This window comes from Streptomyces sp. NPDC020362, from assembly GCF_040642095.1.
Classification (GTDB): domain Bacteria; phylum Actinomycetota; class Actinomycetes; order Streptomycetales; family Streptomycetaceae; genus Streptomyces.
The window spans coordinates 31,049-44,400 of the sequence record NZ_JBFAET010000063.1; the positions used below are offsets into that span (position 1 = coordinate 31,049).

The following is a 13,352-nucleotide window of genomic DNA, read 5'->3' on the forward strand; positions in this document are numbered from 1 at the left end:
AACCCGTGGAGTGAGCAGTGTTCAATGACAAGGCCGGCGCTACGACCACCGAACTGGAAGGTGGCCGCCGGGAGCCGATCGCCGTGGTCGGTGTCGGCTGTCGCTATCCCGGTGGGGTGAGCGGCGCCGAAGACCTGTGGCGTGTCGTAGTCGGGAGCCGAGACACCGTCTCGGAGCTGCCCGTCAACCGCGGCTGGGATCTGGCGGGTCTGTACGATCCGGATCCAGACGCTCCGGGGCGCGGTCACAGCCGTTCGGGCGGCTTCCTGCACGACGCCGACCAGTTCGACGCGGCGTTCTTCGGGATCTCACCACAGGAGGCCGCGGCCCTCGACCCCCAGCAGCGGCTGATGTTGGAGATTTCCTGGGAAGCCGTGGAGAACGCGGGCATCGATCCCCGGTCCCTGCGCGGCCGCCGGATCGGAGTGTTCGTCGGATCCAGCGTTCATGACTACTCGGACGTGCACGCCGCGGCGGGTGAGGCCGCGCGAGGGTACCTTGTCGCAGGTACGGCGGGCGCGCTGGTCTCAGGACGCGTCTCCGGCACGCTGGGGCTGCGCGGACCGTCCCAGACCGTCGACACCGCGTGTTCCTCTTCGTTGGTCGCCCTGCATCTGGCCGTGGGCTCGCTGCGCGAGCGGGAGTGCGTGGCCGCCCTCGCGGGTGGGGTGACCGTGATGTCGTCGCCGAGAGCCCTCGTCGACCTCGGCAGCAGGCGGCTGCTGGCCCCAGACGGCCGGTGCAAGGCGTTCGGCGCGGGGGCGGACGGCTTCGGCCTCGGCGAGGGCGCCGGCGTTCTGCTCCTTGAACGGCTCTCGGACGCGCGTCGGCACGGCCACCCGGTGCTCGCGGTGATCCGCGGATCAGCGGTCAACTCCGTGGGCGCGTGCGACGGACTGGCCGGCATCACCGCGCCGGACGGTCTGTCACCGGCGGCGACTTCGGCCAGGACGGCGCAGGAGCAGGTGATGCGGGACGCGCTGGCCGCGTCCGGTGTGCCGGTGGGCGAGGTCGACCTGGTCGAGGCGCACGGCGCTGGCACCCGCCTGGGCGACGCGATCGAGGTCCAGGCACTGACCGCGGTCTACGGCACGGCACGCAAGGCGGGCGATCCGCTGGCGATCGGTTCCGTGAAGTCGAACGTCGGTCACACACAGGCCGCAGCCGGGGTCGCCGGAGTGATCAAGGCCGTGATGGCACTCCGGCACCGCATTTTGCCTTCCACCCTGCATGCCGACGAGGTCACGCCCGATGCCGACTGGTCGGCGGGCACGGTCCAGCCGGCGACCAGGGCGCTGCCGTGGACCGACGGCGGGTATGCCCGGCGGGTGGGCGTGTCGGCCTTCGGGATCAGCGGGACCAACGCGCATCTGCTGCTGGAAGAGGCCCCCGAGCCCGTGTCGGCCCGGGCGACGATCGGGGCCGCGGAGGCGATCGGAGCCCAGGACTCCGGTACCGGCCGTGAAAAGCCGGAGTCTCCGTTGCTGCCGTGGCTGCTCTCCGGGCGTTCGGCGCGGGCGTTGGCCGCACAGGCGGCGGCGCTGCTCGACTGGACGGCCCGCCGGCCGCAGGCGGAACCGTCGCACGTCGCGCGGGCGCTGGCCACCACCCGCAGTCGGTTCGAGCACCGTGCGGTCCTCCTCGGCCCGGACCTCGGCGGGCTGCGCGCGGCGCTCTCGGCGCTGGCCGCGGGAAACGAACATTTGGACGCCGTAAGCGGCGAGGTGCGCGGGACCGGCCGGATCGCCTTCCTGTTCTCCGGCCAGGGCAGCCAACGCGCCCGCATGGGCGCCGAGTTGTACGAGACGTTCCCCGCCTACGCGACGGAGTTCGACGCGGTCTGCGCCGAGCTGGACCGGCATCTGTCACGGCCGCTGCGGGAGATCGTGTTCGCCGACGCCGGCACGGCGGAGTCGGCGTTGCTGGACACCACCGAGTTCGCCCAGCCCGGCCTGTTCGCCGTCGAGGCCGCGCTGTTCGCGCTGCTGGACTCGTGGGGTGTGCGACCTGACCGGCTGCTCGGCCACTCTCTCGGCGAACTCGTCGCTGCGTACGTCTCCGGGGTGCTGTCGCTCGTCGACGCCTGTGCCGTGGTGGTCGCCCGGGCACGCCTGATGCAGGCATTGCCGCCGGGTGGCGCCATGGCAGCGCTGCAGGCATACGAGTCCGAGATCATCGACCTGCTGCAGGACCGCGCGGACCAAGTGGGCATCGCCGCGGTCAACGGCCCGCGATCCGTGGTCGTGTCCGGCGACGAGGACACGGTGACGGAGCTGATCGAGCGCTGGCAGGCCCGGGGCAGACCCGCCAGGCGGCTGAACGTCAGTCACGCCTTCCACTCGCCACGAATGGACGGGATGCTCGACGAATTCCTCCAGGTCACTTTGTCGGTCAAGTACCACGCGCCCTCCGTCCCGGTGGTCTCCAACGCCACCGGCGAGCAGGCCTCCGCCGCCCAGCTGTCCGACCCCCGTTACTGGGTGGACCACGTGCGCGGCACCGTTCGCTTCGCCGACGGTGTGCGCACCCTTGTCGCGGACGGCGTCACCACCTTCGTCGAGCTGGGCCCCGACAGGGTGTTGACCGGCATGGCCGCCGACAGCCTGGACGACCCGGACACACTGAATGTGGCGGTGCTCCACCGTGATCGGCCCGAGGCCCGGTCGGCTCTGACCGCCCTGGCCCGGCTGCACTGCCATGGCGTCCCGGTCGACTTGGCCCCGCTACTGCCCCGCTGTGGTGTCCATGTCGACCTGCCGACCTATCCCTTCCAGCGGGAACGGCACTGGCTCGATGCCGTACCACGGTCGAGTATCGGCGAGGATGCGCGCTTCTGGGAGCTTGTCTCCCAGGCCGACGCCGCGACAGTGGCCGCCGAACTCGGTGCGGGGGAGCACGTCGGCCTGGCGGAATTGCTGCCCGCCCTCGCCCGGTGGCGCGAACGCGCGGCGCGCCACGCCTCGGGGAACGGCCGCCGCCACGCGGTCGTGTGGCGTCCGGTCTCCCCGGCGGCCAGGTCCCTGACCGGGACCTGGCTCCTGGTGGGCGACGACCACGGTCTCGGCGCTGTCCTGTCAAAGCTCGGGGCGAAGGTCGTACATCTGCCGGTCCCCGAGGCGGCCGACCGCGCCGAATACGGCCGGATACTCGCGAAAGCCCCAGCGCCGGACGGTGTGATCTCCACGCTGGCCCTCACCTCCGGCACCGGGCCGAAGGGCCGGCCCGTGGCACTGGAAACGACACTCGCCCTGGTCCAGGCGTTGGGGGACGCGGGGCTCGCGGCACCGCTGTGGTGCCTGACCCGGAGGGCGGTCGCCATCGACGGTGAGGCCCCCGACCTGTGGTCCGCCGCCGTGTGGGGACTCGGCCGTGTCGTCGCCCTGGAACACCCCGACCGGTGGGGCGGCCTGGTCGACCTGCCGTCCGCCGCTGAGGACGTCGGGCCGCTGCTGGCCACCGCGCTGGGTGCCGCCGAGGACCAGCTCGCTCTGCGCGCGGGCAGGATCCTGGCACGCCGCGTCGTGCCCCTGCCGGATGCCACGGTACGGCCGCTGGACCTCACCGGCACCGTGCTGATCACCGGCGGCACCGGCGGGCTCGGCTCCCGCGTCGCGCTTTCGCTGGCCGAGCGCGGCGGCGTCCACTTGCTGCTCGTCGGCCGACGAGGCCCTCGGGCCCCCGGCGTGCCCGAGCTGTGCGCCGCATTGGATCGACTCGGCGCCGCAGTAACCGTCGCAGCCTGCGACGTCTCCGACCGCGCGCAGGTCGCCGAAGTGCTGGCGTCGATCCCGCCGGACCGGCCCCTACGTGCAGTCGTGCACGCCGCCGGCGTCCTGGATGACGGAGTGCTGGACGGCCAGACTCCGGGGCGTCTGGCGGATGTGCTGGACGCCAAGGCCCGTTCGGCCGAGTATTTGCACGAGCTGACCCTTGATGTGCCGCTGTCCGCGTTCATCCTGTTCTCCTCCCTCTCCGGCGCAGTCGGGACTCCGGGCCAGGGCGGTTACGCCGCCGCCAACGCTCATCTCGACGCGCTTGCCGAGCACCGCCACGCCCTCGGGCTTCCCGGAACCGCCGTCGCCTGGGGACCGTGGGCGGCGGCCGGCATGGCACAGGACGCCGACACCGGTCGGCTGCGGCAGGGCGGTCTGACGCCCATGGACCCCGACCAAGCGGTCGAAGCGCTATGGCGGGCCGCCGCCGACGACCTGCCCGCAGTGATCATCGCTGACGTGGAATGGGACCGGTTCGCCATGAAGGTCCGACCGGGCCGGCCGAGTCCGCAGTTGACCGAACTGGTCTCCGGCTACTCCGCGTCCGGGCCGGAGCCCGCCGAACGGCTGGCCCATACCTTGCTGAGGCTCCCGGCGGACGAGCAGCGTGAGCACTTACTGAAGATCGTCGGCCGGCAGGTGGCTCTGACGCTCGGGACCGCCGAAGGCACGCTCGACGGCCGTCAGTCCTTCCAGAGCCTCGGGTTCGACTCGTTGACCGCCGTGGAACTACGCAACCGCCTGTACACCGTCACCGGGTTGGCTCTGCCGGCGGCTTCGGTCCTCGACCATCCGACCCCTCATGCCCTGGCGCAGTCCCTGCGGTCCGCACTGCTCAGCGGGTCGGCGGTGGGGCCGGAGCCGGTCCTGGCCGAGATCGACCGGCTGGACGAGCTCGTCGCTGGCCTCCCTCTCGACGAGCAGGGCAGCGCGGCGGTCGTGGCCCGGCTGCGGGAACTGACCAGGGCGCTGTCCCCCGCTCCGATGGGCGACAGCCCATCGGTCGAACTGGCGAACGCCGACGCCGACTCGGTTCTCGCCTTCATCACCAGCCAACTCGGCATTGGTTCCGAACCGGAAGCGGAGTGACCATGGCCAGCGAGAGCGAACTGCTCGATTATCTGAAAAAGGTAACCGCAGAGCTGCACGAGACCCGCGAGCGCCAGCGGGCCGCCGAGGAGAAGGCGGCGGAACCGATCGCCGTGGTCGGCATGGCCTGCCGGTTTCCCGGCGGGGTGGCGAGCGCCGAGGACCTGTGGCGGGTGGTCGCAGAAGGACGGGACGTCATCGGTGACTTCCCCTCCGACCGGGGCTGGGGCGTCGAAGCGCTCTATGATCCCGACCCCGCCCGGCCCGACACGTCGTATGTGCGCAGTGGCGGCTTCCTCACCGCCGCGGCCGGATTCGACGCGGAGTTCTTCGGCCTGTCGCCGCGTGAGGCGCTGGCGATGGACCCGCAGCAGCGGCTGCTGCTGGAGACGTCCTGGGAGCTGTTCGAGGGACTCGGAGCTGACCCGGCCGACCTGCGCGGATCGCGCACCGGGGTGTTCGTGGGTGTCGGGACCCAGGGCTACATCAGCGCCGCGACCCAGTCGGCCGAGGAGGTGCGGGGCCATCTCGCGACGGGCAACGCCCTGTCAGTGGCCTCCGGCCGTATCTCCTACCTGTTCGGGCTGGAGGGACCTGCCCTGACGGTGGACACGGCGTGCTCGTCGTCCCTGGTCGCGCTGCACCTGGCCATGCAGTCGCTGCGCAGGGGGGAGTGCTCGCTCGCCCTGGCCGGCGGCGCCACGGTGATCAGTAGCCCGCTGGTGTTCGTCGAGTTCAGCCGTCAGCGCGGGCTGGCTCCCGACGGACGCTGCAAGCCTTTCTCGGCGTCCGCCGACGGCACGGGATGGGCAGAGGGCGTCGGGCTGATCGCTGTCGAACGGCTGTCCGATGCCCGCCGCAACGGGCATCCGGTGCTGGCGCTGATCCGTGGCTCGGCAGTCAACTCCGACGGGGCGTCCAACGGCTTCACCGCGCCCAACGGGCCCGCACAGCAGCGGGTCATCCGGCAGGCCCTGGCCGACGCGGGGCTCTCCCCCGCCCAGATCGACACCGTGGAGGCGCACGGCACGGGCACCGTGCTGGGGGACCCGATAGAGGCGCAGGCACTCCAGGCCACCTACGGGCGGCGACCGGCGGAGCAGCCGCTGTGGCTTGGTTCCCTGAAGTCCAACCTGGGCCACACACAGGCCGCCGCCGGCATGGCCGGTCTCATCAAGATGGTGCAGGCGCTGCGCCACGAGTCGCTGCCGCGCACCTTGCACATCGACCGCCCGACCCCCCATGTCGACTGGAGCGACGGCAGCGTCCGGCTGCTGACCGAGGCGCGGCCATGGCCCGCCGGGAAGCGTACCCGCCGCGCCGGCATCTCCTCGTTCGGCATCAGCGGAACCAACTCGCACGTGATCATCGAAGAGGCCCCGCCGGAACCCGACGCCGGCACCTGGCCCGCACCCGCCGCCGGACCGGTCGTCTGGATGGTCTCGGCACGCACACACGCGGCGCTGCGGGATCAGTGCGCCCGGATCGCGGACGCGGTAACCACCGGTACGGCCGCCGCAGCGTCGGCCGTCGAGGTGGCCACCGCACTGGCGGGCCGCGCCACACGGTTCGCCCACCGCGCCGCCGTCGTGGGCGGGGACACCGGAACGCTCGCCGCGCGGCTGATGAGTGCGTCGGCCGCCGCCGCGGTCGCGGAACCGGCTGTGGCCACCCTGCGACTGACCGGTGATCCGGCCGCCGCCGCCGACATCCGCGACCTGCGCGACGCCTTTGCGCCCTTCGCCGACGAGCTGGCGGAGGCCGCCGCCGAACTCACCACGGCCACCGGCGAGGACGTGCCGGCCGCGATCGAGAAGGACCTGGACGGACGGCTGGTCTCCCTGACCGGATGGCTCGCGTTGCTGCGGATGTGGCGTCACCTCGGCGTACAGCCGGTCGCCTGGCGTGGCGACGCCGCCCGCGCCGCCGCCTACCTGGGCGGAGACCACACCCTTGGTGAAGCACTCGACGTGGACGCCGCGGTGCCGGCAACCGCCCCCGAAGACGAGGGCCGGATGCTGGAGAGCGGTTTCGGTCCACAGACCCGGTGGGGCAGGGCGGAGGTCCTTGCCGAGCTCGTCCGGTTGTGGGAGGGCGGGGTGCCCGTGGACTGGACCCGGATCTTCCCCCGGACAGTGGCGCGACCGGTCGTGCTGCCTCCGTATCCCTTCCAGCACACCCGGTTCTGGCCGGACGAGCCAGCCGCCGCCGATGTCGCGACGGCCGGTCTGGAACCCGCAGGGCACCCTCTGCTCGGCGCCCTCACCACCACCCTTGACGGCGCAGGCATCTCCGCGTTCGGCCGGATGTCCCTGTCAACACATGCCTGGCTGGGCGACCACGTCGTCGGCGGCCAGATCTTTCTACCCGGCACTGCCTTCGTCGAGCTCGCCCTGCATCTGGGCCGTGCGACCGGCTGCCCGGGGCTCGACGAACTGGTGTTGGAGAGCCCCCTGGTGCTGGCGGCCGAAGGCGCCCGGCTGCTGCGGGCCGAGATCGGCGGACCGGACGACCAGGGCCGACGGGAGATCTCGGTGTACTCCCGCGAGGACAGGACGGAAGGGGAAGACGGCGGCGACGTCTGGATCCGGCACGCCACCGGCACCCTTTCCACGACGGAGGCGTCCGCGGCCACCCGGTCGGCCTGGCCGCCCGCAGGTGCCGAGCAGTTGGACATCACCGGACTCTACGACCGCCTGTCGGCCGCCGGGCTCGCCTATGGACCGCGGTTCCGAGGGCTGACGCAGGCTTGGTCCGACGGCGAGGCCCTCTACGCGAAGGTGCGGCTGCCCGACGAGGCCCACGGCCAGGCTCGGCGGTTCGGTCTGCACCCGGCCCTGTCCGACGCGGCGCTGCACACACTGGCTCTGCGCGGCGGGAACGAGAGCACGGCCATGCTGCCCTTCCTGTGGCAGGGCGTCACCCTGCACGCCACCGGTGCCACCGAGCTGTGGGTACGGCTGCGGGGAGGCGTGGACGGCGTTGCCACACTCGACCTGGCGGACGGCGACGGAGCGCCCGTCGCCACCGTCGCCGGGCTGACAGTGCGTCCGATCGGCTCGGCCGACGCCACGCAGGACGCGATCCGGGACAACCTGTTCCGGGTGGCATGGTCCGACGCGGGCCCCGCACCGGAGCGCGAGCACCAACGGTGGACGGCGGTCGGCGGCGCCGGCACGCCGGCCCGCTGGCACGACGTCGTGCCGACCGTGCGAACCGCCGCTTCCCTGCGTGGCGTGCTCGACGATGAAGAGGATCCCGGTGAGGCCGTCCTGGTCTGGTGGAAGAACGCCGAGCCGGACTCCGGGGCCGCGGTGGCCGAGGAGACCAGCCGCGCGCTCGGTCTCGTGCACGACTGGCTTGCCGACGGGCGTACCGACGACAGCCGACTCGTCGTCCTCACCCGCGGCGCGGTGGCCGCCACCCCGCAGGAACAGCCCGATCCCGCGCAGGCCGCCGTATGGGGGCTGGTGCGGTCGGCGCAGTCCGAGCACCCCGGCAGGTTCGTGCTGGTGGACCTCGACAGCCGGGAGTCCTCGTCCGCCCAACTGCCGGCCGTGCTGGCGCACGGGGAGGCGCAGTACGCGGTCCGGGACGGCGAGGTGCTCGTGCCCCGCCTCGTCCCGGCCGACCTGACCATGCCGTCGGCGACCTCGCCTGGGACCGCGGACGAGGGCCAGGTGCTTCTTGCGGTGCGGGCGGTGTCCGGCGGCGGCGCGGCCGGTTCGGTACTCGCCGCCGGTACGGACGTCACGGATTTCGCTCCCGGCGACCGGGCGCTGACCGGCGAGCGGGTCACGGACGAGCGCACGGTCCTGGTCGACGCGCGGACACTGCGCGCCGTGCCCGCCGGCTGGTCGTACCCGCGCGCGGCGTCGGCCGCGGCGTATCTGCGTGCGGCGGGGGTGCTCGCGCGGGTGCCGAAGGACCGGCCGGTCCTGGTGCACGACGCGGCCACGCTGCTGGACCACGCCGTCGTGGCGCTGGCCCTGCACCGGGGCCTGGAGGTCTTCGCCACTGCGGCGCCCGCCCCCCGAGCGTTGCTGCGTGCCCTCGGCCTCGACGCCGCCCACCTCGCGTCCTCGCGCACGGAGGAGGCCGCGCACGCCTTCGCCCCGGCACTGCGCGGCCGGCCGATCGGACTGGTTCTCAACCTCCCCGACGAAGCCGACTCCGCCTCGGAGCCGGCCGCAGAGGCGGTCCGCCGGTTCACGGCCGACGACACACGGTTCGCCGACGCACGGGACTTCGGGACCGGACCACTGGCCGAAGCCCTCAACGAACTGCCGGACCTGCCACGTCCCGCGGTCGGCAAGGAGGAGGCGCTGTCCGGCAGCCGGGTACGCACAGCCGCGCCGGCATGGGACCCGCACGGCACCGTGCTGATCACCGGTGGCACCGGAGGACTCGGCCTGCGGGTCGCCCGTCACCTGGTGGAGGTACGCGGAATGCGCAGACTGCTGCTGCTGAGCCGACGGGGGGCCGGCACCCCCGGCGCCGAGCGGGCGTTGCGCGAACTCGCCGGGCTCGGCGCCGATGTCCGGGTCCACGCCGGCGACCTCGCCGACCGGGCGACCGTCACGGCTGCGCTCGCCTCGGTGCCGCCCGAACACCCGCTGACCGCCGTGGTGCACGCCGCCGGTGTGATCGATGACAGTGTTCTGGCGGCGCTGACCCCGGAGCGCCTGGCAACGGTGCTGGCCCCCAAGGCCGAGGCCGCCTGGGCGCTGCACGAGGCCACCCAGGACCTGGACCTCGCCGCCTTCGTGTTGTTCTCCTCGGCGGCCGGTGTGATGGGCGCGCCCGGACAGGGCAACTATGCCGCGGCAAACGCGTTCCTGGACGCGCTGGCCCAGCACCGCCGGGCGGCGGGGCTGCCCGCGGTGTCCCTCGCGTGGGGGTTGTGGCAGGAGGCCACCGAGCTGACCCGGGACGTCACGGACGCCGACGTACGACGGATGGCGCGTGCCGGGCTCGTCGCGCTGCCCACCCGGCTGGGGCTCGCCCTGTTCGACGCGGCGACCACCGGCGACGGCGACGCCCTGCTGGTGGCCGCTCCCTTCAACCGGCGCACCCTGCGGAGCCGGGCGGCCGAGCCCGGCCTGCCCGCCCTTCTGCACCGGCTGGCCGGTGTCCGGGACCGCGCTGACGACGATGACTCCGCAAACGCGCTGAAGACCGAACTCGCGGGCCTTCCTGAGGCCGACCGACGGGGCCGGCTGACGACGCTGGTCCGGCAGCTGGCCGCGGCGGTGCTCGGTTACGGCTCGGCCATGGCCGTTGCCGTCGGCCAGACGTTCACCGAGCTGGGCCTGGACTCCCTGGGAGCGGTCGAGCTGCGCAGCCGGCTGACCGCGGCGACGGGCCTGACCCTGTCGGCGACGCTGGTGTTCGACTTCCCGACACCGGCCGCACTCGCGGACCGTCTGCTGGTGCTGCTGGGGCCCGCCGAGCCCGTTTCACCGCTGAACGCCGAGATCGACCGGCTGGCCGAGATGCTGTCGGCGCAGCAGCCGGACGACGCCGAGCGGCGCCGCGTCACAACGCGGCTGGAAGCACTGCTGTGGAGGTGGGTCGACGGCCACGCGGACACACCCGGGCAGCGCCCCTCACAGGATCTTGACACCGTCTTCGAGGGCGAGAGCGACGAGGACGTCTTCGCGTTCGTCGACCAGGAGCTCGGCGGGGACTGACCCCTCGTCTCCGCCCTCCCCCGACGCCCCCGCCTTCCGTACGGACGAGCACGGCACTCTGGAGCCCGCCCACATGTCAAACGAAGACAAGTACCGCGACTACCTCAAACGCGTCACCGCCGACCTGCGCAGCACGAAACAGAGCCTGAAGGAGGTCCGCGACCGCGCCACCGAGCCCATCGCCATCATCGGTATGAGCTGCCGGTTCCCCGGCGGAGTCGACTCACCGGAGCAGCTCTGGGACCTCGTCCTCGGCGACGGGGACGCGATCGGACCACTGCCCACCGACCGCGGCTGGCCCCTGGACACCCTCTACGACCCCGACCCTGACGCACCGGGCAGAAGCTATGTCACGGAGAGCGGATTCCTGGGCGGCGCCGCCGAGTTCGACGCCCCGTTCTTCGGCATCTCCCCCCGAGAGGCTCTTGCGATGGACCCGCAGCAGAGGCTGCTGCTGGAGACCTCCTGGGAAGCCGTGGAACGGGCGGGCATCATCCCGGAAACACTGCGCGGCAGCAGCACCTGTGTGTTCGTCGGCATGTCCGCACACAGCTACGGCTCCGGGGCGCCCACGATTCCCTCGGAAGTCGAGGGACATGTCGTGACCGGTGTCGCCCCCGCCGTCGCCTCGGGCCGCATCGCGTACACCCTGGGCCTGGAAGGCCCGGCGATGACGGTGGACACCGCCTGCTCGTCGGCCCTCGTCGCGCTGCACCTGGCGTGCGAGTCGCTGCGCCGTGGTGAGACGACCCTCGCGCTGACCGGTGCTGCCGCGGTGATCGCCAGCCCGACGGTGTTCAGCGAGTACAGCAGGCAGCGCGCGCTCGCCCCCGACGGCCGGTGCAAGTCGTTCTCCGACGACGCCGACGGCACCAGCTGGTCCGAGGGCGCCGGCATGCTGGTCCTGGAACGGCTGTCGGACGCCCGCCGCAACGGCCACGAGGTGCTAGCCGTGGTACGTGGCTCCGCGCTCAACCAGGACGGCGCCTCCAACGGCCTCACCGCGCCACACGGGCCCTCACAGCACCGGGTTATCGAGGCCGCGTTGCGCGCCGCCCAGGTCGCGCCCGGCCAGGTCGACATGGTCGAGGCGCACGGCACCGCGACCCCGCTCGGCGATCCCATCGAGGCCCGGACACTGGTCGACGTCTACGGAACCGACCGCGATCCCGGGCGTCCCCTGTGGTTCGGATCGATGAAGTCCAACATCGGCCACGCGCAGGCCGCGGCCGGCGTCGGCGGGATCATCAAAGCCGTCCTCGCCCTGCGGCACGGCGTGATGCCCAGGACGCTGCACGTCAGCGCGCCGACGCGGGAGGTCGACTGGGGAGAGGGGCAGGTTCGGCTGCTCACGGAGGCGATGCCCTGGCCGGAGCTGGACCGGCCGCGCCGGGCCGCGGTGTCGGCCTTCGGCATGAGCGGCACCAACGCGCACGTAGTCCTGGAACATGACGCCCGGACGACGGCGCCCGAGGCGGAGCCGACGGCCGACGACGACCCGCGGGACGGCGGGGACCCGGCGCGGGAGACGGACGCGGTGGGCTCCGGAAAGCCGTCGACGGTACCGGTCGTGCTGTCGGCCAAGTCCCCTGCCGCACTCAGCGCCCAGGCCGAGCGGCTGCGCTCCTTCCTCCGGGCCCAGCCGCAGGCCCGCCTGGCCGACGTGGCCTGGTCGCTGGCGACCACACGGTCGCTCTTCCACCATCGGGCCGCGGTGCTGGCCGCTGACCGCGCCACCCTGCTGGACGGCCTGGACGTTCTGGCGACCGGTGAGAGCCTGCCACACGGAGTGGTCGCGGACATCGCGGCCGAGGGCGGTATGGCACTGATGTTCCCCGGGCAGGGCGGCCAGTGGTCGGGCATGGCTCGCGATCTTATGGCCGAGTCACCGGTCTTCGCCGACTCCATGCGCGCGTGCGCGGACGTGATGGACGAACTCGTCACCTGGCGTCTGCTGGACGTCGTGGCCGGTACCGACGGGCATTTGCTCGACCGCATCGACGTGGTCCAGCCCGCGCTGTTCGCCGTCATGGTCTCGCTGGCCCGGCTATGGCAGTCGTGGGGCGTGCGGGTCGACGCGGTCGTCGGGCACTCGCAGGGCGAGATCGCGGCCGCCTGTGTGTCGGGCGCGCTCACTCTCGCCGATGCGGCGCGCGTCGCGGTGACCCGCTCCCGGCTGCTCGTCGGACTCTCCGGGAAGGGCAGAGCCCTGTCCGTCGGGCTTTCGGCGCACCAGACCCTGGAGCGTCTCGCGCCCTGGGGGGACGAGTTGTCGCTCGCCGCGGTCAACGGTCCGGACTCCGTGGTGGTCTCCGGCGCCTCGGAGGCGTTGCGCGGCTTCGCCGGAAAGTGCAAGGCCGACGGCGTGTGGGCCTGGTGGATCGAGGTGGACTTCGCCTCCCACTCCGCGGCGGTGGAAGCGATACGCGACGAACTCCTCGCCGCGATCGACGGGATCGAGCCGGTGGACGGCACGGTACCGCTGTACTCGACGGTGACCGGCACCCGGCTCGCCGGGCACGAGCTGGACGCCGGCTACTGGTACCGCAACCTGCGGCAGACCGTGCTGTTCCAGGACGCGATCGAGGCGCTGGCCTCGGACGGGTTCAGGTTCTTCGTGGAGGCGAGCCCGCACCCGCTGCTCGCGGTCGGTGTGCAGCAGACCCTTGAGGCGGTCGGCGCGCCCGGCGTGCCCGTCGGCACACTCCGCCGTGACATCGGCGGGCTGGACCGTGCGCTGCTGTCGCTGCTGGAGGCCCACGTCGCCGGCCTGCCGGTGGACTGGTCCAACGTGCTT

Annotated in this window: 3 protein-coding genes; all 3 read left to right on the forward strand. The window is 72.7% G+C overall.

All coding sequences use genetic code 11. The features are described 5' to 3' along the window. Positions 1 to 17 precede the first annotated feature (17 nt). Positions 18 to 4,862, forward strand: coding sequence for a type I polyketide synthase (locus tag AB0H32_RS22975; RefSeq protein ID WP_361123648.1), 4,845 nt, complete (start codon positions 18 to 20; stop codon positions 4,860 to 4,862). Positions 4,863 to 4,864: 2 nt separating this feature from the next. Continuing rightward, entirely contained in the window at positions 4,865 to 10,555 is a 5,691-nt protein-coding gene (locus AB0H32_RS22980) for an SDR family NAD(P)-dependent oxidoreductase (protein ID WP_361123651.1), read from the forward strand. Between the two features lie 73 nt (positions 10,556 to 10,628). Next, positions 10,629 to 13,352: type I polyketide synthase (locus AB0H32_RS22985; protein ID WP_361123654.1), on the forward strand; the 2,724-nt coding region annotated here is incomplete at its 3' end.